A 22951-nucleotide genomic window follows, 5' to 3' on the forward strand; every position below is an offset into this window, starting at 1 on the left:
GCGCGCTACAGCTGACCCTAAACGGCTTAAGCCGGACCGTCGCAATCTTGCGGCCATCAAGTGGAAGCGTACGAGCGGCGCTGCAAGCGCAAACCATTCTGCATCGGAGTGTCTTGCGAAGACTCCCAGCGCGACAGTACCAGCAAGGTGCTACGGTGGGCGGTCCACCTGGCGCAAGGGCTGCCTGCGCCGCTGCAGTAGCCACGTCCGCTTTTGGCGAATGGGCTGGACGACAGAAATGACTGCCATGCGGCGCAAAGCGGACGCGTTCCACGATTGGCCGGTGCGCAGTCAATCGACGCCACCAGACTCCGGCCTGTCGCGTGACCTTGCGTCGCGCTATCATGGCGCCGTGAAGCTTAGTCAAAGCATACGGTTCTGTACCTCTGCAGACGGCACACGCATCGCCACGGCGTCATGCGGCGAGGGGCCGGTTATCTTGCGGACAGCGCATTGGCTAAGCCATGTCGACTATGATCTTGAAAGTCCAGTGTGGCGGCCGTGGCTCAGCGAACTGTCAGCGCGCAATTGTTTCATGCGCTACGATCCGCGCGGTTGTGGGCTGTCGGAGCGGCACGTCGCAGACCTGTCCGTCGACGCGTGGCACGCGGACCTGGAGGCCGTGGCCGCATCAATCAAGGAGCCGCGCTTTGTCCTGCTCGGCCTGTCGCAAGGCGGTGCGTTGGCCATTGCCTACGCCCTGAAGCATCCCGAGCGCGTATCGCATCTGGTGCTCATGAACGCATACGGTCTGGGCGCGCGGGCTCGCGCCCAAACCGACACCGATCGTCTGGAGGCCGAGACACTGGTCAATTTCATCCGCATCGGCTGGGGGCGTGACAATCCTGCGTTCTGCCAGTTCTTCACGAACCTCTTCATTCCGGACGGGAAGCCGGAGCAGCACCGCTGGTGGGGTGATCTGGAGCGGGAGACGGCGACAGCCGAGGTCGCCGCGCAACTGCTATGGCAGATGCAGGGGATCGACGTGATGGACCTTGCCGCCGCCCTGCGTGTCCCAACCTTGATAGCACACAGCCGTGGCGATATGCGTGTTCCATTCGACGAAGGCTGCAGGCTTGCTGCCACGATTCCTGGCGCCCGCTTCGTTCCGCTGGAAAGCAAGAACCACGTGCTGTTGCCGGACGAACCTGCCTGGCCCGTCTTCTACTCTGAACTCGGCAGGTTCCTCGGGCAGGATCGGGCCGCGCAACCCAGCGGCGCTGTCCGCGATGCCGGCCTGACGCCCGCCGAAACTACGATTCTGAACCTCGTCGCGGAGGGGCTGGACAACCGTTCGATAGCTGAGCGGCTCGGCAAGAGCACAAAGACGATCCGCAACCAGTTGTCGGTGATCTTCAACAAGCTGGGCGTGCGCAGCCGCTCACAGGCGATCGTCAAGTCGCTGTCCCGCTAGATCGCCTCACATGGGCCGGTGCGGGACAGATGTCCCGCGACGAATGCCGGATTTCGGCTGCCGTGAGGGACAGTTGCCTCATGCCAGCAGGCAAACTTGGCTTCATCCTCGAACTGGCTGGCGCGGGATGCTGCTGGCGGCGAGGAGAAATCGACATGACACAGGTTGACGAAACGAAGCTGAATGAGCTGGTCGGGCGCGTGCTTGGAGACCTTGGCGGCGCTGTGAGCGTGCCGTTGGTGCGGATCGGCGATTCCCTTGGGTTATACGAAACCTTGAAGCGGATCGGACCGCTACGGCCGAAGAACTCGCATCAGCGGCAGATTGCTTCCCCCGCTATGTCAGCGAATGGCTCGCTGCGCAGGCGGCCTCCGGCTACGTCCAGCACGAGGGCGGAAGTTTCTGGCTGACAGCTGAGCAGGCGTTCGTGTTCGCGGAACCGAATAGTCCTGTCAACATGATCGGCGCTTTCGACACCGCCGCCGCGATGGTCGAGAACCAGCCGAAGGTGCAGGCGGCATTCAAGACTGGCAGGGGTGTCGCCTGGGGCGACCACGCCGGCTGCATGTTCTGTGCCGTGGCGCGGCTATTCCGACCGGGCTATGTTAATGCGCTGGTGCAGGAGTGGCTCCCGGCCCTCGATGGCGTTGCCGACAAGCTGAAGGTCGGAGCTGATGTAGCCGGTGTGGGATGCGGGCACGGTCTGTCGACCATCCTGATGGCGCAGGCGTTTCCCAGGTCTCGTTTCACCGGATACGACTTCCACTCCGCCTCGATTGGCGCCGCGACCGCGCACGCAAAGGCACATGCTGTAACGAATGTGAGCTTTGAGGTCGGCCGGGCGCAGGACTTCGCCGGCCGCGACTTCGACCTGATCACCTGCTTCGACTGCCTGCACGACATGGGCGATCCGAAGACCGCCGCTGTGCACATCCGCAAAGCGCTCAATGAGGGAGGCACGTGGATGGTGGTCGAACCGATGGCCGGCGATACGCTGGAAGACAACATCAACTCGATCGGCAGAATGTACTATTCCGCCTCCACGATGATCTGTGTGCCAACCTGGCTGGCGCAGGAGGCTGGGCTGGCGCTTGGCGCCCAGGCGGGCGAGAAACGATTGACCGAAGTCATCCGCTCCGGCGGCTTCACCAAGGTCCGCAGGGCCGCGCAGACTCCGCTCAACATGGTTCTCGAAGCGACCTGAACAGATAGCAAAGCGACGAACACCGAAAAACCTTCACCGGTATCCCGTTAAATCGTGTAGTATGTACGTTTTCCGGAGACGGCATGTCCGAGGAGCGGGTTGAGCGCCGTCTGGCGGCGATCCTGGCTGCCGACGTGGTAGGCTACAGTCGCCTGATGGAAGCAAATGAAGAGCGAACGCTCGGCGCGCTTCGCCAGCATCGCCGCGAGTTCTTCGATCCCACTGTAGCCAAGCATGGCGGGCGCATCTTCAAGGTGATGGGCGACGGCTTACTTGTCGAGTTCGGCAGCGTTCTCAATGCAGCCCGTTGTGCCGTAGAAATCCAGCGCGGGATGGTAGAGCGCAACGCCGGGATCCCGGAAGGCCGCCATTTCAAGTTTCGGATGGGGATCAATCTCGGCGATCTTATCGTCGACGGCGACGATTTTTACGGCGACGGCGTGAACATGGCAGTCCGGTTGCAAGGTCTCGCCGTACCCGGCGGCATTGCCTGTTCGGAGGCGGTGCGCCACGAGGTCGGCAACAAACTCGACCTGGACTTCGCCGATCAGGGTGCCAGGACGGTGAAGAACATGTCCCATCCGGTGCATTTCTATTTCGCCAATTGGGGGAATGTCGCCTCGCGCAGCGAAATGCGGACCGGCGAGATTGGGACGCGCCCCGACAAGCCTTCGGTGGCCGTCCTGCCCTTCGCCAATATGAGCAACGATCCCGACCAGGAGTTCTTCAGCGACGGCATCACCGAGGACATCATCACGGACCTGTCCAACGTTTCTGGCCTCTTCGTGCTCAGCCGCAACACCGTCTTTGCCTGCAAGCGCCGCGCCCTGAACCTGGAACACATCGCCAGTGAACTCGGTGTCGCCTATGTGGTCGAGGGAAGCGTCCGCAAAGCCGGGAACCGCGTCAGGATCAATGCCGAACTGACCGAAGGGGCGAGCGACGGCCACATCTGGGCTGCCCGCTACGACCGCGACCTCACCGATATCTTCGCCGTGCAGGACGAGATCGCCAAGGCAGTCGTCGAGCAGCTCAAGGTCAAACTCCTTCCCGAGGAGAAGAAGGCGATCGAGCAAGCGCCGACCGAAAATGTCGAAGCCTATACGCATTATCTGAGAGGCCGCGAGTATTACCACATCGCGTCGAAGGCAAACCACCTGATGGCCAGGCAAAGTTTCGCCAGGGCTATCGAACTCGACCCGAGCTATGCTCGAGCCTATGCCGGCATCGCGGTCTGCAACACACGGCTCCGCTCGCAATTTGGCTTCGACATTCAGGTCGAGGATATTCTGGCAACCACAGCAAAGGCGTTGGCTATCGACCCCAATCTGTCAGAAGCGTATGCGGCCATGGGGCACGCCCTTTCGGGCGCTGGTCGCCGCGCCGAGGCGGTTGCCGCCTTCGAGCGGGCTTTGGCCATCGATCCTAACTGCCATGAGGCCAATCGGTACTATGCCGAGTTCTGCGTGACCCGGGGTCAGTTCGAACTGGCAGCGACGTATTTCCTGAGGGCAATGGAGATCAAGCCGACGGACTATGGTGCGCCGGTTATGCTCGTGAACGTCTTCCGCTCGCTCGGGCAGAACGATCAAGCCGAAAACTATGCGCGGATCGCGATAGAGAAGGCCGAGGAGGAGCTAAGGCACCACCCGGAGAATGCCAATGTCGGATGCCTTGGCGCGATCATGCTCGCCTTCCTCGGTGAGCACGATCGAGCATTGGCATGGCTCGAGCGCTCCCTTGCGACCGAAACCGGCGACATAAACATCCAGTACAATGCCGCCTGCACCTATGCGCTGCTGGGCGAGAGCGACCGGTCGATCGACCTGCTGGAGGCCTGGTTGCCTCAGGTCGGCACGGAAATGAAGCTGTGGTTCAAGAACGACTCCGATTTCGAGCCCATTCGCGGCCACCCGCGCTATCCCAGGCTGATAGAACTCACGGAATAGGGCGGGGCCGGGGCGCGTTCGCAGACCCGACAGACAAAAGGCTTGCGTTGCTTACGAAGTTCTCGCCAAGCAACGAATCTTAATTTATGCTAAGCTAATATAGGTCGTGGGGGAATGGGATGGCGACCCGGTTCAGGCTCTTTGTCCAGCCTCCGTTCGAGGACGCTCGAGCGTGCCCTGAAATCGTCACGGTTTCATCGCCTCTAGGAAGCGTCGGTGTCGGCCCGTCGGACGATCGAATGTATGTCGTGGAGCCGGTCGGCAAGACCATGCCCTATGGCGTGAACCGCGCGCCCTTGGGAACGCCGTTCATCTATCTGCCGCCCTGGACAGGAAATATCCTCGCGCCGGCAGTGCCCGACGAGCGCGGCAATTTCGATCACTACCAGCCATCGATGCCCGGCTTCGAGGCCGCGCATCTCTTCGGCTCCGTGCGGTTCACGCTCGATGTGTGGGAACGCTATCTCGGCCAGTCGGTTGCATGGCATTTCCGCGATCACCATGAGCGTCTGGAAATCTCGATTCTGCCGACGTGGAACAATGCGCAGTTCGGCTACGGCTATCTCGAAGTGGGCAGCCAGTTCGAGACGGACGGAAGCATTCTCCCTTTCAGCCTCGACTTCGACATCATCGCTCACGAGGTCGGCCACGCTATAGCCTTCGCCGTGCTGGGCGTGCCGGGCCTGGGCAAAGAGTTCCCCGAATATGTCGGCTTCCAGGAAGCCTTCTCCGACTGCGTGTCGCTGATCGCCGCCATGCATTTCCCGTCGGTGATCAGCAATGTGCTGGACGAGACGCGCGGCAACCTCTATCTCGCCAACCGTCTCGCGCGCTTTTCGGAATTTTCGCCGCATAGTCAGATAAGGTTGGCGAACAACCAACGGACGATGGCCGAATTCGTTCACGGTTGGAAGAACGAGCATGACCTGTCGGAGCCGCTCACCGGCGCGATATTCGACATCCTGGTCGATATCTTTCACGAGAGCCTGGTGGCACGAGGCCTGATCTCGCCCGAGGTCGAGAATCTCGCCGATGTCGCCGAAGCCGATCCGGTGGCCCGGGCGCCGCTGCAGGACGCCTTCGACCGCGCTTTCGCCCGCCGGACTGACGGCTTCCGCGAGGCGCTGCTCGATGCGCGCGACGTCGTCGGGATGTATCTCGCCGAAACCCTATGGGCTCTGGGGCCCGATTTTCTGGACTATGGAGATGTCGCGAGGGCGATGCTCGCCGTCGACGAGGTGGAAACGGGGGGTGAGTTCGCAAGGCTCATCGATCGCAATTTCAGGCGTCGGGGCATCGGCGAGCTGCACGCTGGCAGGCGGATCAACAATAGGCCGCGCCGCGGCCATTCCCATTCGGCGCGCACCTTGCTGCCGAGAGATATATCTAATTTTCCGAAGATGAGTTATCGAGAAAGAGTTCTGTTAGCGAGGTCGATGTCTAGCTAGATAATAATGAGTGGAGAGGAAGATGTCAGATAATGAAACACTACTTGGCGTATCGTCTGTATATCTGTTTGGTCGGCTGCTTGAAGACGTGATTTTGAAAGGAGGCGGCATATACGGTAACTTGCAGGTACCAAGCCTAGGAAACAACAATTTTCTGCGACGCCAGCTCGAACATGTTGCTGATCCCGATGGGAAGGAACACCCTGACGCGCGTTTGGCACGGATTTTTTCTTTTTCCTTTGAAGGAGCATTTTATGAACTGGCTCCGCCAGCGATTTTTCTCGTCCATGGGGCTGGCCTCGACCCCGACGACCCTCCCCCGACCGATGCCGACAACGAAGTTGCGTACAAAAGACTGTCCCGAGTTCCCGGCTCCAGTGCGCGAACGGGTCTCGGCTTTCAGATTGGGGCTTTCTCCAAGGACATGAAAGTATGGATTTACGACAAGAGTGACCATTCGCTCAGGTTGGACGCAGAGACGGGGTCACTCGAGCAAATCCTGTTATCTGGAGAGGCCCATGGCGGAGGCATGGGCAGGTCGGGCGGCGGCATGGGTAGATCGGGCGGCGTCATGGGCAGATCCGGTGGCAGCATGGGTAGATCGGGCGGCGTGGTGGCAAGATCAAGCGGATGGACGCCACGAAAAGCAGGCGATCTAGATTGATCTCGTCGAACATGAGGCAGGAACAAGGGAGGAACTTCATATGGCTGTAGATATAGATTATCTGGAAGTAAGCCCTGTTAAAATCGTCAAGGGGGCATTGGATACTTTGACATTGTTGGCGATGAGCGGACAACGATGCGAATAAGGTACGCTGGGTTGTGATCAAATTGAATGGCAATATAGAGGACGCCGCACAAGGTTTAATAGTCATTTAGAAGGGCCTTCACCGCCTGCAATCCGGCCCGCCAGAAGTCGGCTCCTGGCGCTGTTCCCACGATTTGAGCACACGCATTGCACGGAGCCTGTGCGCAGTTAATCGACCACCACTCAAGGTATCAGCACGACCTTGCCGGTCGAGCGGCGCTCCTCCAGCAGGCGGTGCGCTTCGTTGGCCCGGTCGAGCGGATAGCGGCCGCCTTGCGTCACGGCAAGCTGGCCGCCGGCGGCCAGTTGGAAAAGCTCCGACAGGCTGGCCCTGAGGCCGTCGGCGGAGAGCAGCGGAAGCAGGGCAAAACCTCGCAGGGACTGATTCCGGGTGATCATCGCTTCCAGTTGCGCAGCGCCGATTGCGTATCTGCCCAGCGCCGCAAAGACCAGCTCTCCACCTGGCGCGAGAACCTCCAGCGATGCCGCCGTCATCGCGCCGCCGACAATGTCGTAGACGACATCGACGCCGGCGCCGCCAGCCGCCTCCCGCACTCGCGCGGGCCAATCCGACGTGCTGTAATCGACCGCGGCATCGGCGCCAAGTGACAGGGCAAGGTCGAGCTTGACCCTGCTGCCGGCGACCGCGATCACGTTGCTGGCGGCCTGGCGTTTGGCGAGTTGGACCAGCAGGGAGCCAACACCGCCTGCAGCTGCAGTGACCAGCACCGATTTGCCGGCTGGCGGGCTTTGCCGCAGCAGATGAAAAGCCGTCAGTCCCTGCACCATCAAAGCCGTCGCGTCTTCGAATGGAAGCGCATCGGGCAAAGGCACGGCCAACTTTGCATCGATCGTCACATAGTCGGCATAGCCGCCAAACGGGCGCTTCGAAGCGAACAGCGGCGCAGCTATACGTGTCCCGGTCAGCGAGATGTCGACCCCGTGACCAAGCGCCTCCACGGTGCCGGCAGCCTCGACGCCGAGAACCATCGGCAATTGCGGCGTCACCGCGTAGCGATCCCCGCGCATCAACACTTCGAAGAAATTCACGCCGGCCGCATGAACGCGGATCAGCACCTCGCCTGTTTGCGGCTCTGGCTTCGGCATCTCGACGACGTCCAGGACGTCGGGACCGCCGAAACGGTTCAGTTGAATGGCTCTCATGGCATGCATCCATCGCTATGGCATCGGCTGCTGTTTGCCACTATCTGCCTGATCGCGACTACACACTCATTTGTCCCCTGCTGACCAGGAGGTGACCATGGCCATGCCGACCAAAACGGGGCAGACCAAAAGGCTGCCGACCAAAAGGCTGCCAACCAAGAGACTGCCGCTGCTGCCGGCGGAACGCGCGCTGAAGGTGATCTCGGGCCGATGGAAGGCTGTCATTCTCTACCATCTCTTCGACGGCCCCCGGCGGCTGTCGGCGCTGAAGACGCTGGTGCCTGATATCACCCAGAAAGTGCTGATCCAGCAGCTTCGCGAAATGGAGGAACACGGCCTTGTCAGACGCGAGATCTTTGCCGAGATCCCCTCACGCGTCGAATATTCGGCGACGCGCCTCGGCCTCAGCCTCGAGCCTATCCTTCTGACGCTCTGTGAGTGGGGCCAGCACCATGCGGATGAGTTGAACGAGATGGACCGCCTCGCCGACTGTATCATCAGGCCTCGGCAGGCGCGGCAGCCAGCCATCGCCTGAATACCAGCTATCGCCTGAATCAAAAGGGGCGACGCAAGCGCCGCCCCGGGAACCCTTGGGAGGATTGTCCTGGTCTGCGGTTCAGGCCGCCTTGACTTCCTCGGCCACCGCGTCGGCCTGGCGCGCCGCCTTCAGCACTTTGGCCCACCATGCAACGTCGTTGACCAGCGTGGTCGCCGCCTGGTTCAGGTGCTCGAGCTCCTCGAGCTTCTTTTCACCTTGCCGGACGGCAAGGAAATCGCCCCAGGCAATATGGACTGCCGACTTGACCGGCGCCATCTGCAGCTCGACCGCATGCAGCCTCAGCTGCTCGACGGCACGCGCGCCGCCGACGCTGCCATAGCCGACGAAGCCGGCCGGCTTCTTGTTCCATTCATTGGCGGCGTAGTCGATCGCGTTCTTCAGCACGGCGGTCGGGCCATGGTTGTATTCGGCGGCGGTGAAGATGAAGCCATCGAATTCGGCGACCTTCTTCTGCCAGCGCTTTGCCACTTCATTCTGCGACGGCGCCCAGGCGGACGAAGCGACCTCGTCGAAGAACGGCAGCGGGAAGTCGCGCAGGTCGACCACCTCCACGTCGATGTCGGCATGCGACTTGGCGATCTTGGCGATCCACTGGGTCGGAACGTCGGCGAAGCGTGCGGCGCGGGTCGAACCAACGACAATGGCGATTTTGGGTTTGGACATAGAGGGGCTCTCCTTCAGGCGAATTTCTGGTATCGTTTAGATACCTGAGCTATATGAGTGACTGCGCCGACGAGGCGCAAGGAGGCACCTTTTTGATACCAAGGCACCCGCACCGCACCGAGGACTGCCGCGCCATCTCGGAAATCCTGCAGCGCGTCGGCGACAAATGGACGGTGCTCGTCGTCGGCAAGCTCGGTGACGGGCCGCTGCGCTTCAACGAATTGCGCAGCGCCGTCGGCGGCATTTCGCAAAAGATGCTGACCACCACGTTGCGCGGGCTGGAGCGCGACGGCTTCGTCACCCGCACCGTGTTTCCGACCATTCCGCCACGCGTCGACTATGAGCTGACCGACCTTGGCTACGAGCTGCTTGTGCCGGTCGGCGCGCTCGGCGAATGGGCGCGCAAGAACACCGAGCGGGTCAAGGCCGCTCGCGCGAGGTTCGATGGGCTTCATGCCTGAAACTCTTGCGCTGCAAGGGTTTGCAGCAGCGAGCCGCTTGTCTCGCCGTCCCTTCTCCCCTTGTGGGAGAAGGGAAGTCAGCTTTCCGCCGGAACGGCCTTCGGCTTTCCTTCGCCGTCCAGCGCCACCATGACGAAGTCGGCGTGGGTGACCTTCTCCATCAGGTCGGAGAGGTAGCGCTGCGCCCATGCCTCGACCTTGAGCGTCATCGAGGTGCGGCCGACGCGCTCGACATGCGTATAGATGCACAGCGTGTCGCCGATCTTCATCGCCTTGGCGAACGACATTTCCTTCACCGCTGCCGTCACCACGCGGCCCTTGGCGCGCTCGGCGGCGCGGATGCCGCAGGCCAGGTCCATTTGCGCCATCACCCAGCCGCCAAAAATGTCGCCCGCCGCATTGGCGTCCGAAGGCATGGCCAAGGTCCTGAGCGTCAGATCGCCAATCGGCCGCCCGTTCGCGTAATGCACCATGCGCCAAATCCCCTCGATATCGATCTTCTCCCGTATCGGGATGGCACCGATGCGTCAACGCGCTGCCAGGTGCTAGACTGCGCACAGCGAGTTGAGAAAGGCAGCTGACATGAAACTTACCTCTCGCCCTCTGACATCAGATCTATGGCCCGCGCTCGAGGAGCTGTTCGGTGAGAGCGCCGTCTGCAGTCGCTGTTGGTGTATGTACGGGCGGATCGGCAGTTCTTATCGAAAGCGACCAGGCGAGGAAAACAAGGCTGCGTTCCGACAAGCCGTCGAGCATGGTCCGCCTCCAGGCGTACTCGCTTTCGACGGCGCTACTGCTGTCGGCTGGTGTCAGGTGACGCCCAGAGATGCCGTGCCCTGGCTCGATCGGCTGTGGCAGCTCAAGCGAGTGGATGATGCGCCGGTCTGGTCCTTGTCCTGCCTCTACGTGCGAAAAAAATACCGCCTGCAAGGCATCACGTCTCACCTGATCGCAGCGGCGCTGCAAGCTGCAAGGCGCGCAAACGCCCCTGCACTCGAGGCCTATCCTTTTGATGCCGGCGTATCGCCGAGCGCTTCCGGCAGCGGATACGCCTCCACCTTCGCTCGCGCCGGGTTCAGGGTCGTCGCCCGCAGGGTGCCAGCCCGCCCGATCATGCGTTATGATTTCACGCAAAATGCTGATGATGGCGTGTAATGCTGGACCGCTTGGCCACGCGGCAAAGGCAAAGGCCGCTTCGGGCAGGACACCAACTGCAAATGAAGTGCCGGTCGCTTTTTTCACAGGCGATGCCGGAAGCTCCGGTGATCGCGGCGGCTTGCGGCGTCTAGGTTGAGCGAGAATTCGGAGCCGGCCGCAGCCATCATGCAGACCTATGATTTCATCATCGTTGGCTCCGGCTCGGCCGGCTCGGTCGTGGCCGAAAGACTGTCGGCTTCCGGCCGCTTCTCGGTTCTGGTGCTCGAGGCCGGCGGCAGCGACCGGCGTTTCTACGTCCAGATGCCGCTCGGCTACGGCAAGACCTTCTTCGACCCTGCGGTCAACTGGAACTACAAGACCGAGCCGGACCCCGGCCTCGCCGGCAGTGTCGACCATTGGCCGCGCGGCAGGTTGCTCGGCGGCTCGAGCTCGATCAACGCCATGGTCTGGATCCGCGGCGCGCGCGAGGATTTCGACGCTTGGGCAGCGGCCGGCAATCCCGGCTGGGCCTTCGACGACCTGCTGCCCGTCTTCAAGGCGCTGGAGGACAATCAGGCCGGCGCCGATCAATGGCGCGGGGTTGGCGGTCCGCTGCATATCACCGACTGCTCGACCGCAGTCCATCCGCTGACCAAGCGCTATCTGGCGGCCGCCAATCAGGCCGGCCTGCCGTTCAATCCGGATTTCAACGGCGCCGCCCAGGAGGGCGCCGGCATCTATCAGATCACCACCAAGAACGGCCGCCGCATGTCGGCCGCCCGCGCCTTCCTGCGCCCGGCGATGAAGCGCAAAAACCTCCGCGTCGAGATCAATGCGCTGGCGACCAGGATCCTGTTCGAGGGCAAGCGCGCCGTTGGCATCGAGTACCTGCAGAACGGTGAGACGAAAACCGCCCGCGCCGGCCGCGAGGTCATCCTGTCGGGCGGCTCGATCAATTCGCCGCAATTGCTGCAGCTTTCCGGGATCGGTCCCTCGGCGATCCTTGGCGCCCTCGGCATTGCCGTCGTCCACGCCAACGAGAATGTCGGCGCGAACCTGCAGGACCATGTCGGCATCAACTACACCTTCAGGGGCAGGCTGCCGACGCTCAACCAGATCCTGCGCCCGTGGTGGGGCAAGCTCATGGTCGGCATGCAATACATGCTGATGCGCTCCGGCCCGCTGTCGCTGTCGATGAACAATGCCGGCGGCTTCTTCCGCACCGATCCGGCGACGGCACGGCCCAACATGCAGCTCTATTTCCAGGCATTCTCGACCGTCATTCCGAAGAGCGGCGAGCGCCCGATCCTGACGCCCGATCCGTGGCCGGGCTTTTCCATCGGCCTGTCCAACTGCCGTCCATCGAGCCGTGGCGAGATCATGATCCGCTCCGCCAATCCGCGCGACTATCCGAAGATCGTCGCCAACGCCTTTTCGACCGAGGCTGATGTCGCCGAGATGCTGGCGGCGGTGAAGTTCATCCGGAAGATCGCCGCCATGCCGGCAATGGCCGAGATCATCGAGGAAGAGGTGTTGCCGGGCCCGTCAATCACCTCCGACGCGGATATCATCCAGGATTTCAGAAAGCGCTCGGGCACTGTCTACCACCCGGTCTCGACCTGCCGCATGGGGCCGGACGCCACCGCCGCTGTCGTCGACCCGCGCCTGCGGGTTCACGGCCTCGCCGGCTTGCGGGTTATCGACGCCTCGATCTTTCCCGATAACATCACCGGCAACACCAACGCCGCCGCGATCATGACCGGATGGAAGGGCGCCGAACTGGTTCTGGAGGATCAAAAATGAAAATCACCGACGTCAAAACCTGGGTTGTCGGCAATCCGCCGCCCGGCATCGGCGGCAAGTATTTCATCTTCGTCAAGCTCACCACCGACGGCGGCGTCGTCGGCTATGGCGAGGCCTACAACGCCACCTTCTCGGCCCATGTCACCGCAAGAATGATCGAGGACATGGCCGAGCGCTATCTCATCGGCCGCGATCCGCACGACATCGAGAACTTCTTCCGCCGCGCCTATTCGTCGGGCTTCACCCAGCGCCCCGACGTGTCAGGCATGGGCTGTTTTTCGGCGCTCGAAATCGCCTGCTGGGACATCATCGGCAAGGAGGCCGGCAGGCCGGTCTACAAGCTGCTCGGCGGCCAGGTGAACGAAACGCTGCGTTCCTATACCTACCTCTATCCACACAGCGGCAGCGTCCATTCGGAAGATGCCCGCGGCAACAACGTCTACAACGACCCCGACCTGGCGGCCGAATGCGCGCTCGAATATGTCGAGCAGGGTTTTAATGCCGTCAAGCTCGATCCGGCCGGCCCCTACACCGCCTTTGACGGTCACCAGCCGCGCCTCGTCGACATCGATCTCTCCGCCCGCATGATCAAGGCGATCCGCGAGGCGGTCGGCACAAGGGCCGACATCCTGTTCGGCACGCATGGCCAGTTCACCGCATCGGGCGCGCTGCGCATGGCCCGCGCCATCGAACCTTACGACCCGCTGTGGTTCGAGGAGCCGGTGCCGCCCGACATGCCCGAAGTGATGGCGCAGGTGGCGCGCGGCACGTCGATCCCGATCGCCACCGGCGAACGGCTGACGACCAAGTTCGAGTTTGCCCGCGTCATCGAGAACCGCGCCGCGACCATTCTGCAGCCCGACCTCGGCCGCTCCGGCGGCATTCTCGAAACCAAGAAGATCGCCGCCATGGCCGAGGCCTATCACATCCAGGTCGCCCCGCACTGCTATTGCGGGCCGATCGTCGGCGCGGCCAACATCCAGCTTGCCGTGACCTTGCCCAATTTCCTCATCCTGGAATCGCTGAAGCAGTGGGACGGTTTTCACGAAAAACTGCTGAAGAAGAAGATCGAGTGGCAGGACGGCAACGTCGTTCCGTCGAAGGAGCCGGGCCTTGGCGTCGAGCTCGACGAAGCCGTCTGCGAAGCGCATCCCTGGACCGGCACGGACCTGCATCTGCAGATGATGCAGACGCCGTTGACGCCGTGAGCGCGCGCAAGAGTCACGCGTTCATCGGCCAGCGGGGTCCCAGGCCAAGCTCCGATCTCAGCCGTCATGTAATTGTCAAGCGATTCCAGCATGTTGTCCTGGTCGACTAAATCACGATCGAAGCGACCGGAACCAAGGTCTCAACCAGCTTGATTCAATACCTCAGCGTCAGCGCGCCGGGCAGGATTTCAAAGGTCGCCGGTATGCGCCCCGGCGACTCGCCGTCTATGTCGACCAGAGCGCCGTTCTTTTGCACATCGCCGAGTGGTTCGACAACGACTTTCCTGCCGCGCAAAATGGTGATTGCCGGATGGTTGCGATGCCGGCCGCCATAGAGCAGACGGATGTCCCAGATCAGCTTCAGCTTGCCAGCCGCGCGCAGGATGACGATGTCGAACTGGCCGTCGTCCAGTTCGGCATCCGGCGCGATCATCATGCCGGCGCCGAAGAATTTTCCGTTGGCCACCGCCACTAGCGCGACGCGCGCCTCGACCGGGACGCCGTCGTCGACGGTGATCACGACGTCCTGGAACCGGTAGCGCATGAATTCCCACACGGTGCGCCAGTAGAACAGCGCCTTGGCCGACACATTGCCCTTGCGCTTGTCGGCGTTGACCGCGCGGTCGGTGGCGCCCGAGAGACCGAGGCTGGCGATGTTGATGAAATGGCGGCTGGCCAGCGCGCCATGGTCGTCGACATAGGAGATGCGGCCGGCATCGACCCGGCGGGCCTTGGCCTCGGCGATGCGCTTCAGCGTCAGGTCGACCTCGTCCGAAAGGCCGAGCCCGCGGGCGAAATCGATGCCGGCGCCGCAAGGCAGCAGGCCGAGTTCGGCCGTCCGGCCGCTTTCCGCAAACGCCTGCAGCAGCCCGTCGGCGACTTCGCTGGCGGTGCCGTCGCCGCCCGCCGCGATCACCAGGTCGCAGCCGCTGGCGGCAAGGACCAACGCCAGCCTTTCGCCGTCGCCGGTCGCCTGCGTCTCGCGCAGCTCGAAATCGCCGAAATGTTTCCTGAGCGAAGCGCTGACCTCGGGCCAATGCCGCTTGAGCCAGCCGCCACCGGCAATCGGATTGAGAACCACCCCGACCTTCAAGAATGTCCTCCCAAGGACAGCAACGACACTGCCGTCCTAAAATCCTTCGCCGGCATTGAAGCCCGCGCCGCAGTGTGGGGCAAGGGCAGAATCCTGCAGCTCGCCGCAGGATGGGCGTGTCCCGCCCCGCATCTCGGCAAAATAAACGCGCCGATGCAGGCGCTGATCCCCGGTAATCCCGCAATCCACAGGCTCGCAGCCGTTTCGCCGAACGCTTATCTCCCGTACATTAAACCCATCTCAGGCGGCTACCGATTGCCAAGTCGAAAGGCGAAGCGAAACGGAAGATTTCCTGAGGCCCGTACGGCCCCGAACGCAGGCTTGCCTGTTTTGAGGACCGAGACTACGGGGCCGCGGAAAGCGTGCGAACGCCTACGGCGGACCGATGCTGCCATGAAGGAAGGCAAAAACCTTCGATGGCGCGCTGGACGAAGCTTGCAAGGGTGGAGACTGGCGAGGTCCCGAACGGACGCTGCCCTCGGGCAGTGGCTGGCAGGACCGTCAACATCAAGGCCGGCATGGCGCGACGTCTTTACGGAAGTTGCTGCCGCGACCGTGTCCTGATCTGACAGGGAGGCGCTGGGAGAAATCCCGGCGCCGACTGTTTTTTGGGCTTCTCTCGCGATTTGACTGCCTGTCTCACGCGGTTCGACCGGAGCGAAGCTTCCTGGTGTTGATTCAGAAGCTGGCAGCAGACCTCAAGTTCGGGCTAACCCGCCGCCGCGTCCGTTGCGCCGATCTTGCGCACCAGCGCCGCCGTCGCCAGCATCGCCCCAATGTCGGCAATGATAGGCGCGACGTGCTTGGCGTAGTCGAGCGGCACCGAGATATCAGGCAGCTCGAAAAAATTCCTCGTCTGCGGCAGGAGTAAAAAGCCGTCGCTGCCATTGAGCGCGACCCGCGCCGGATCATCAGGCCATGTCTCCTTGAGCCATGTCAGTGCCTGCGCCAGCCGGCCGCTCACCAGCGGCTGCGCCGCTTCGACATTGTCGGTGCGGAAGTCGTAGGCAGCATCGAGCTCGGGCACCCCGCATGACAATTCCTGCATCTTGCTGGCGAACATGCCGCGGAAGAACCCGACAGCCAACTCAGTCCGGCGCGCCGCCACCAATATGCCGGGGAACGGCACCATGGTCTCGAACGCAACGACGATCCCCTTGAATGCTATCGTGCCCGTGCCTTGCCGGAGATCGGCTTCGTAAAGCACGAACGGAAATCCCTCGTAGCGGCCGGATACGATGTCGTCGAAGCGCTTGGTGTTGAACGTGCCGATCGTCTCGCGCGGTAGCCGGTCGAACGAATTCGGCGTCACCTCATGCTGGTAGCGCATGTCCCTGATGAAGCCGAAGATGATCGGCAGCAGTGTCTTGCGGTGCTGCAACCTGCTCGCCGGCTTGATCGCCTGGAAATAGAGCAGGATCGCCGCCACCAGCCCTACGACATAGAGCAACACATGCGGCGTCGAGAGCCATTGCTCGTAGGGATCGGCGATCCTGTTGAAAAGCCAGGCGACAAGCGCCACGAACACCAGCACCAGTCCGATGAACAGCGGCACCCGCCAGCGGACTTGCCGGTAGGCCGAAGCCCTTTCGGCCTCGTAGGCCGCCAGATTGCTCTTGATGCCGGCGATGTCAGCTTCATCAGGCATGAAATCCGCTGCTTCCATCGCCATCCCACGCCTCCTAACAAACTCATGATAGCCGATTTTATCGACATCTCGACTACAGCACTGAGAGGCAGCGCTTCTCAAGCAGATGTTTGCGCTGCCCCTCAGCCGCCTGCCGGCACCTTCTCCCCGTGAACGGGAGAAGCCCGCTGTCGCTGCGCTGGCGCTCGTTCGGCGAGGCGGTGATTCGCGAAGTCATCAAATGACGGCGCCTTTCTCCCCGTTTACGGGGAGAAATGTCCGGCAGGACAATGAGGGGCAGCGCCATACTTGTGCGATAAGCAACGTGCGACTAGTCGTCACTTACGGCACTACGGAAAAATCGCAGTCAACCGGCCTTCGACTTTGCTGCGCATTCGGTCCTCCAGCGCCTCAACCGGAAGCAGCCGCTCATGGTCGCCGGCGCGCAGCCGCATGAACGGATGCAGCCGGTAGGCGGCAATGGCGCCACGCTTGCCGGCGTCGGCGCTGATATCGACGGTCAGGATGCTACCAATGCGGCCGGGCCATGGCTGCCGCGCAAAGGCGGTGCCGAGGAAATCGCCGAGGCCATAGGCGACGAGCGCCTTGCCGATCCGCTCCACCGGCTGCACGACATGGGCATGATGGCCAGCGATCAGCCCGACGCCCTGCGCGGCCAAACGCCGGGCCAGCACGCGCGTTTCAGCCTGCGGAAAATGCCGGAACTCCCAATCCCAATGTGGCACGGCGCAGGTAAGGTCGACGGCGTCGCGGCGCGGCCATCGTGCCGGCTCGCCTTGCATCGACACTCGGCCGGCGAACGCCGCCGCGCCGGCGTTGCGCCACAGCGTGAAGGCGGCGAAGCCTATTGTCAGCGGCCCGACTGCGACGCGTTCGACCGGACCGGCGGCCGCGGTACCGATGCTGCGGATGCCAAGCCGTTCCAGCGCTGCCACGGTCTCGTCAAAACCCTCGACGCCTTGGTCGAGCGCATGGTTGTTGGCGAGCGACAACACCAGCCTATCGCGCGAGATGCCCACGGCGGCCAGCGCCTCGGCAAGAAACCGCTCGGTCATGGCATGACGGGTGCCAAGCTTCGTGCCCATCGCCGCGCTCGGTCGCTCCACCACAGGGCTTTCGCAATTGCCGATCACCAGATCGGCGGAGCCGAGCAGCGTGGCGATCGCCGGGTCGCATTGCGGCGCGCTACGATTGGCCACCGCCGAGATATCGCCGACAAAGGCGAGCCGCACCGTCCGCGCCGGTGGCGGCTCGATCATGTTTCCTGCCGCTGGCGCAAAGCCTTGGCGATCGCCGCTGAGCGAAGGCTTCAAGAAGCGTGGCAGCCAGGACAATTTGTAGGAAAGCGGATAGTTCGACACGCGCAGCCCTGCACCGGGATGAACGGCCACGGTAGACGATGCGCCCGATATAGCGAAGCGCCTCCGTTCGCAATCGTGCGGCCAGATGCCCAGCAGTAGGCGCAACACACAAGATGCGTATATTGTTGCCGCCGAACAGCATACAGGAAGACCAAGATGACGCGATTTTCGAGCCTGCTGGCATCCGCCCTTCTTCTGCTGCTGCCGGTTGATTCCGCCGGTGCCGCGGCCCCCGAACCGGCCGCCCTGTTCGAGGCAAAAACCGTAGCCGACCGCGACAGCACGCTTGCTGCGCTGGAAGCCGCTGCGCCCACTGATCCTGCGTCGGCCTACGCCACCGGCGCCGGCCAGTTCTTCACCGCGCTGGAGATCCTGGCCGGCGGCCTGCACCGCCACGGTTTCGAAAGCCCGCAATCGTTCATGCTGCCGCTGATGCGGCTGCCGGTGCCGGACAATCCCAATCCCGCGCCACTGACCTACGACGGCTTCCGCGCCATCCTGGTCGCCTTCCGCGATCGGCTGGAAAAGTCCGCAGCCACGCTTGGATCCGTGCCTGCCGATGCCGACATCGGCATCGAGGTCGACCTCACCCGTCTCGGCATCGACCTCAACGAGGACGGCCAGATCGCGCCGGACGAAAGTGCCGCCGCGATCATGGCGTCCCTGTCACGCGGCGGCGGTGCGCCAGACCCGGCCGCACCCGCCCTCACCTTCCGCTTCGACCGCGCCGATGGCTACTGGCTGCAGGGCTATGCCGAATTCCTGATGGCGCAGGCGGATTTCTGGCTGGCGCATGACTTCAGCAACGCCTTCGACGGCTCGTTCCACATGCTGTTTCCGCGCGCAAAACTGCCGCTGCAGGACACGCTCGTGCCGCCGGACGGCGGCATGAGCGGCGGCATGTTGTCGGCCGAGTGGCGCATCGCCGACTTCATCTCGCTGGTTCATCTGGTCAATTGGCCGGTGGTCGAGCCGGAGCGCCGCCACGCGGCGCGCCGCCATCTCATGGAAATGATCCGGCTGTCCCGCGAAGACTGGAAGGCGATCCGCGCCGAGACCGACAACGACCGTGAATGGCTGCCCGGCCCGCAACAGAAAGGCGCCAGCCCGCTCACCGGCCTGGAGGTCGGCGAGGAGCAGGTCCAGGCCTGGCACGCCGCGCTTGATATGGCCGAGGACCTGCTCGAAGGCCGCACCTTGCTGCCGCATTTCCGCTTCGCCGACAAAGGCATCAACATGAAGCGCTTCTTCGACGAGCCAAAGCCCTTCGACCTGGTGCTGTCGATCACCGGCCCAGCCATCGCGCCCTATCTCGACAGCGGAAAGATTCTCACCAGCGAAGAGTTCGACCAGATCCGGCGCCAGTTCGACGGCGCCGGGTTTTTGACCTTTGCGCTGTGGTTCAACTGAGGGCGCGTTCGACATCGCTCCTGACACCCTTGTGTCAGCAGCCTGGTTTCCTCTCGCGCCCCTGGCCACTCCGCTCTTTCCATTTTGGCCGATACCTCCCATATTCGGGGCATGGCCAAACTTCCTGACAAAAAGACGCCGCCGCCGGCGCGTGACGATCGTGCTTCGCCGCCCAAGCGGCGCAGCCCGTTGACCGATTTCCTCGATGCGTCGGAGCCATTGCACAAGGGCGGCTTTGCCGAGGCGCCGCAGACCGAATTCTCAGGCACGCCGCTGACCGGCTCGATCGCCGATTGGGCCGAGCAGATCGAGCAGGAAGCCGAAAAGGAAGGGCGCCAAGTCTCCCCCCTCGAGGGGGAGATGTCGCCGAAGGCGACAGAGGGGGTCGGCAAAGGAGGCGCTCAACATGAGGGCACGTCGAGCCCGGCCGCACCGACCCCACCCGGCGGCTCCGCCGCCACCCTCCCCTCAAGGGGAAGGGAAGTCGCCAAGGCGAAAAAGATCCCTGAACGCTCCTCTTCCCCTGGCCGCACGGCGCGCGGCACCTCCATGGGCGGCGCGGCTTCGGCGCGGGAGCGAACCGCGGCCGGCCTCAATCCGGTTGCCGGCCTCGATGTTTCGCTGGAGGAAGCCGAGACCATGGCCTCCGGCGGCGTCACCGCCACCGTGGCGGCGCTGTCGGCGCTGATCGAGTCCGGCAACCCGCTGCACAAGGACGGCGTGCTGTGGACGCCGCATCGCCCAGCCCGGCCCGAAAAATCCGAAGGCGGCATTGCCATCAAGATGGTGTCGGATTTCGAGCCGGCCGGCGACCAGCCGACGGCGATCAAGGACCTTGTCGAGGGCGTCAACGACATCGACCGCACCCAGGTGCTGCTCGGCGTCACCGGCTCGGGAAAAACCTTTACCATGGCCAAGGTGATCGAGGAGACGCAGCGCCCTGCCTTGATCCTCGCCCCCAACAAGACGCTGGCCGCGCAGCTTTATTCCGAGTTCAAGAAATTCTTCCCGGAGAATGCCGTCGAGTATTTCGTCTCCTATTACGACTACTACCAGCCGGAAGCCTATGTGCCCCGGACGGATACCTTCATCGAAAAGGAATCCTCGATCAACGAACAGATCGATCGCATGCGCCATTCGGCGACGCGCTCGCTGCTGGAGCGCGACGACGTCATCATCGTCGCCTCGGTGTCCTGCATCTACGGTATCGGCTCGGTCGAGACCTACACGGCGATGACCTTCCAGATGCAGATCGGCGACCGGCTCGACCAGCGCGCGCTGCTCGCCGATCTCGTCGCCCAGCAATACAAGCGGCAGGACATCAACTTTGTCCGCGGCTCGTTCCGCGTGCGCGGCGACACGATCGAGATTTTTCCGGCCCACCTTGAGGACCGCGCCTGGCGTATTTCGCTGTTCGGCGACGAGATCGAGGCGATCACCGAATTCGACCCGCTGACCGGCCAGAAGACCGGCGAATTGAAGAGCGTCAAGATCTACGCCAATTCGCACTATGTGACGCCGCGCCCGACCTTGAATCAGGCTATCAAGTCGATCAAGGAAGAGCTCAAGCAGCGGCTGGTCGAACTCGAGCGCGCCGGACGCCTGCTCGAGGCGCAGCGGCTGGAGCAGCGCAGCCGCTTCGACCTCGAGATGCTGGAAGCCACCGGCTCCTGCGCCGGCATCGAGAACTATTCGCGCTATCTCACCGGCCGCCAGCCGGGCGATCCGCCGCCGACCCTGTTCGAGTACATCCCCGACAATGCGCTGGTCTTCATCGACGAAAGCCACGTCACCATCCCGCAGATCGGCGGCATGTATCGCGGCGACTTTCGCCGCAAGGCGACGCTGGCCGAGTACGGTTTCCGTCTGCCGTCCTGCATGGACAACCGGCCGTTGCGTTTCGAGGAATGGGACGCCATGCGCCCACTTTCGGTCGCGGTTTCGGCGACGCCCGGCGCCTGGGAGATGGAGCAGTCCGGCGGCGTCTTTGCCGAGCAGGTCATCCGCCCGACCGGCCTGATCGACCCACCGGTCGAGGTGCGCCCGGCCAAGACCCAGGTCGACGACGTCGTCGGCGAAATCCGCGAAACGACAAAAGCCGGCTACCGCACGCTGGTCACCGTGCTGACCAAGCGCATGGCCGAGGACCTGACCGAATATCTGCACGAGCAGGGCATTAGCGTCCGCTACATGCACTCCGACATCGACACGCTGGAGCGCATCGAGATCCTGCGCGACCTGCGCCTCGGCGCCTTCGACGTGCTGGTCGGCATCAATCTTTTGCGCGAAGGCCTCGACATCCCCGAATGCGGCTTCGTCGCCATTCTCGATGCCGACAAGGAGGGTTTTTTGCGCTCCGAAACCTCGCTGATTCAGACCATCGGCCGCGCGGCCCGAAACGTCGACGGCAAGGTCATCCTCTACGCCGACCAGGTCACCGGCTCGATGGAGCGGGCGATGGCCGAGACCAACCGCCGTCGCGAAAAGCAGATGGAGTGGAACGCGGCCAATGGCATCACGCCGGAATCGGTCAAGTCGCGCATCTCCGACATCCTGGACTCGGTCTACGAGAAGGACCACGTCCGCGCCGACATCTCGCAGTTCACCGACAGCGCCGGCGCGATGATGGGCAACAATCTGAAAGCCCATCTCGACGCGATGGACAAGCAGATGCGCGACGCAGCCGCCAATCTCGATTTCGAGAAGGCAGCCCGCATCCGCGACGAGATCAAGCGGCTGCGCGAGATGGAACTGTCCATCTCCGACGATCCGCTGGCCAAATATGCCGACATGGAAAGCCCGGTTTCGGGCCGCGAAAAGGGCAAGCACAACAAGGGCCGCGTCATCCACCGCACGGTGGATGACGACGGCAAGGGGCTGTTCCGCAAGCCCGCGCTCGACGAGATGGGCGCCGACGGGGCCGTGCCGGTCAAGAAGCCGCTATTCGCCAAGCCTTCGCTCGATGCGATGGGTCCGGGCACCGACATGCCGACGCCCGCCGGGGCGGTGTCACGCTCGCTGTTCAAGAAACAGTCGGCCGAGGAGGCGCACGGCTCCGATTTCGGCATCCCCGGCGAGCCGACCAAGCCGCTGTTCAAGAAGAACTCGCTCGATGAAATGACGGTGCGACGGACTGAAAAGCCTGTTGAGGGCAAAGTGCCGGCCAAGCCACAGCCGATCTCCCGCCAAACGGGCGCGGAGGAACGCGACGATTCGGCCAAACCAGTTATCCGCCAGCGCGCTGGCATCGGCTCTTACGAGGATCCGGCCGATGCCCGCCGTGAAAAGCGCCGACCCGGCAAGACCGGCCGGCCGGGGCGGTAGCGTTCCTTCGCGCCCCCCTCTGTCCTGCCGGACATCTCCCCCACAAGGGGGGGAGATTGGCAACTTCAGCGCTTAGCTCACTTTTACACGCCCCCTTGCCATCGGCCCCTCCCCTGGTGTAGCCAGTTCTACAACTCGAACGTCTTGAAAGGAGGGCTGCGTGTTGTTTTCCCACCACCGTCAGCGCGGCCCTGCCCCTGCCCTGCGAGCTTGCTTGCAGGGCTGACCAGAGACGGTCCGGGTTCTCCCGCTTCGATTTTCTTGGTCTGCCTTCGTGGTGCCGTAACGCCGAGCCTG

17 protein-coding genes and 1 pseudogene are annotated in these 22951 nt (G+C 63.0%); 12 read left to right on the top strand and 6 right to left on the bottom strand.

The window, feature by feature from the left end; all coding sequences use genetic code 11:
• The first annotated feature begins 352 nt into the window (after positions 1–352).
• The 5 genes and pseudogenes from X738_RS60660 to X738_RS82730 all read left to right on the top strand — a co-directional run bounded on the left by X738_RS60660 (position 353) and on the right by X738_RS82730 (position 6679).
• Positions 353–1414 carry an alpha/beta fold hydrolase gene (locus X738_RS60660; protein ID WP_031255226.1) on the top strand — a complete coding sequence of 354 codons (1062 nt, stop codon included), beginning with the start codon at positions 353–355 and terminating at the stop codon, positions 1412–1414.
• 155 nt (positions 1415–1569) lie between these two features.
• Positions 1570–2618 (top strand): annotated as a pseudogene (locus X738_RS60665) (class I SAM-dependent methyltransferase).
• 83 nt (positions 2619–2701) lie between these two features.
• Entirely contained in the window at positions 2702–4567 is a 1866-nt protein-coding gene (locus X738_RS60670; protein ID WP_023799842.1) for an adenylate/guanylate cyclase domain-containing protein, read from the top strand.
• A gap of 119 nt (positions 4568–4686) precedes the next feature.
• Positions 4687–6015, top strand: a complete 1329-nt coding sequence (locus X738_RS60675; protein ID WP_031255228.1) for a hypothetical protein — start codon at positions 4687–4689, stop codon at positions 6013–6015.
• Positions 6016–6037: 22 nt separating this feature from the next.
• Positions 6038–6679 carry a hypothetical protein gene (locus tag X738_RS82730; RefSeq protein WP_084833746.1) on the top strand — a complete coding sequence of 214 codons (642 nt, stop codon included), beginning with the start codon at positions 6038–6040 and terminating at the stop codon, positions 6677–6679.
• Between the two features lie 327 nt (positions 6680–7006).
• Here X738_RS82730 and X738_RS60680 read toward each other — a convergent pair whose 3' ends face one another.
• On the bottom strand, positions 7007–7987 hold the full coding sequence (locus X738_RS60680; protein ID WP_031255230.1) for a quinone oxidoreductase family protein: 981 nt from the start codon (positions 7985–7987) through the stop codon (positions 7007–7009).
• 97 nt (positions 7988–8084) lie between these two features.
• On the opposite strand from X738_RS60680, the gene X738_RS60685 reads away from it, so the two are divergent.
• On the top strand, positions 8085–8522 hold the full coding sequence (locus X738_RS60685) for a winged helix-turn-helix transcriptional regulator (protein WP_023799846.1): 438 nt from the start codon (positions 8085–8087) through the stop codon (positions 8520–8522).
• A gap of 81 nt (positions 8523–8603) precedes the next feature.
• Here the strand turns inward: X738_RS60685 and X738_RS60690 are convergent, their stop codons facing one another.
• The gene (locus X738_RS60690) at positions 8604–9209 is read right to left on the bottom strand and encodes an NADPH-dependent FMN reductase (protein ID WP_023799847.1); all 606 of its coding nucleotides are present in this window, start codon (positions 9207–9209) and stop codon (positions 8604–8606) included.
• A gap of 92 nt (positions 9210–9301) precedes the next feature.
• Here X738_RS60690 and X738_RS60695 point away from each other — a divergent pair, with 92 nt between their 5' ends.
• Positions 9302–9670 carry a winged helix-turn-helix transcriptional regulator gene (locus tag X738_RS60695; RefSeq protein WP_031255233.1) on the top strand — a complete coding sequence of 123 codons (369 nt, stop codon included), beginning with the start codon at positions 9302–9304 and terminating at the stop codon, positions 9668–9670.
• 77 nt (positions 9671–9747) lie between these two features.
• Here the strand turns inward: X738_RS60695 and X738_RS60700 are convergent, their stop codons facing one another.
• Positions 9748–10143 carry an acyl-CoA thioesterase gene (locus tag X738_RS60700; protein ID WP_023799849.1) on the bottom strand — a complete coding sequence of 132 codons (396 nt, stop codon included), beginning with the start codon at positions 10141–10143 and terminating at the stop codon, positions 9748–9750.
• Positions 10144–10345: 202 nt separating this feature from the next.
• On the opposite strand from X738_RS60700, the gene X738_RS0141870 reads away from it, so the two are divergent.
• The 3 genes from X738_RS0141870 (at position 10346) to X738_RS60710 (ending at position 13818) form a co-directional block, all read left to right on the top strand.
• Complete coding sequence (locus X738_RS0141870; protein ID WP_023799850.1) at positions 10346–10825, top strand: GNAT family N-acetyltransferase; 480 nt, start codon at positions 10346–10348, stop codon at positions 10823–10825.
• 168 nt (positions 10826–10993) lie between these two features.
• Complete coding sequence (locus X738_RS60705) at positions 10994–12610, top strand: GMC family oxidoreductase (RefSeq protein WP_031255237.1); 1617 nt, start codon at positions 10994–10996, stop codon at positions 12608–12610.
• Complete coding sequence (locus X738_RS60710; protein ID WP_023799852.1) at positions 12607–13818, top strand: mandelate racemase/muconate lactonizing enzyme family protein; 1212 nt, start codon at positions 12607–12609, stop codon at positions 13816–13818. Before X738_RS60705 ends, X738_RS60710 begins: the two co-directional genes overlap by 4 nt.
• Positions 13819–13972: 154 nt before the next feature.
• On the opposite strand, the gene X738_RS60715 is transcribed toward X738_RS60710, so the two are convergent.
• The 3 genes from X738_RS60715 to X738_RS60725 form a co-directional block, all read right to left on the bottom strand.
• Positions 13973–14911 (bottom strand): diacylglycerol/lipid kinase family protein, encoded by a 939-nt coding sequence (locus X738_RS60715; protein ID WP_023799853.1) that lies wholly within the window; start codon positions 14909–14911, stop codon positions 13973–13975.
• 709 nt (positions 14912–15620) lie between these two features.
• Positions 15621–16577 carry a DUF3137 domain-containing protein gene (locus X738_RS60720; protein ID WP_036269880.1) on the bottom strand — a complete coding sequence of 319 codons (957 nt, stop codon included), beginning with the start codon at positions 16575–16577 and terminating at the stop codon, positions 15621–15623.
• A gap of 311 nt (positions 16578–16888) precedes the next feature.
• A complete protein-coding gene (locus X738_RS60725; RefSeq protein WP_031255239.1) occupies positions 16889–17920 on the bottom strand; it encodes a CapA family protein in 1032 nt (343 codons plus the stop codon).
• 156 nt (positions 17921–18076) lie between these two features.
• Between X738_RS60725 and X738_RS60730 the strand changes: the two genes are divergently transcribed.
• A complete protein-coding gene (locus tag X738_RS60730) occupies positions 18077–19330 on the top strand; it encodes a hypothetical protein (RefSeq protein ID WP_023799857.1) in 1254 nt (417 codons plus the stop codon).
• A 111-nt stretch (positions 19331–19441) separates the two neighbouring features.
• On the top strand, positions 19442–22654 hold the full coding sequence (gene uvrB, locus X738_RS60735; RefSeq protein WP_023799858.1) for an excinuclease ABC subunit UvrB: 3213 nt from the start codon (positions 19442–19444) through the stop codon (positions 22652–22654).
• Positions 22655–22951 lie beyond the last annotated feature (297 nt).

This window comes from Mesorhizobium sp. L48C026A00, assembly GCF_000502375.1.
GTDB classification, from domain to species: Bacteria; Pseudomonadota; Alphaproteobacteria; order Rhizobiales; family Rhizobiaceae; genus Mesorhizobium; species Mesorhizobium muleiense.

Bases quoted from the DNA above. Each gene is read 5' to 3' on its own strand.
- X738_RS82730 (WP_084833746.1), top strand. From the start codon at position 6,038: ATGTCAGATAATGAAACACTACTTGGCGTATCGTCTGTATATCTGTTT.
- X738_RS60720 (WP_036269880.1), bottom strand. From the start codon at position 16,577: ATGGAAGCAGCGGATTTCATGCCTGATGAAGCTGACATCGCCGGCATC.
- X738_RS60675 (WP_031255228.1), top strand. From the start codon at position 4,687: ATGGCGACCCGGTTCAGGCTCTTTGTCCAGCCTCCGTTCGAGGACGCT.
- X738_RS60680 (WP_031255230.1), bottom strand. From the start codon at position 7,987: ATGAGAGCCATTCAACTGAACCGTTTCGGCGGTCCCGACGTCCTGGAC.
- X738_RS0141870 (WP_023799850.1), top strand. From the start codon at position 10,346: ATGTACGGGCGGATCGGCAGTTCTTATCGAAAGCGACCAGGCGAGGAA.
- X738_RS60670 (WP_023799842.1), top strand. From the start codon at position 2,702: ATGTCCGAGGAGCGGGTTGAGCGCCGTCTGGCGGCGATCCTGGCTGCC.
- X738_RS60685 (WP_023799846.1), top strand. From the start codon at position 8,085: ATGGCCATGCCGACCAAAACGGGGCAGACCAAAAGGCTGCCGACCAAA.
- X738_RS60710 (WP_023799852.1), top strand. From the start codon at position 12,607: ATGAAAATCACCGACGTCAAAACCTGGGTTGTCGGCAATCCGCCGCCC.
- X738_RS60705 (WP_031255237.1), top strand. From the start codon at position 10,994: ATGCAGACCTATGATTTCATCATCGTTGGCTCCGGCTCGGCCGGCTCG.
- X738_RS60690 (WP_023799847.1), bottom strand. From the start codon at position 9,209: ATGTCCAAACCCAAAATCGCCATTGTCGTTGGTTCGACCCGCGCCGCA.
- X738_RS60730 (WP_023799857.1), top strand. From the start codon at position 18,077: ATGACGCGATTTTCGAGCCTGCTGGCATCCGCCCTTCTTCTGCTGCTG.
- uvrB (WP_023799858.1), top strand. From the start codon at position 19,442: ATGGCCAAACTTCCTGACAAAAAGACGCCGCCGCCGGCGCGTGACGAT.
- X738_RS60700 (WP_023799849.1), bottom strand. From the start codon at position 10,143: ATGGTGCATTACGCGAACGGGCGGCCGATTGGCGATCTGACGCTCAGG.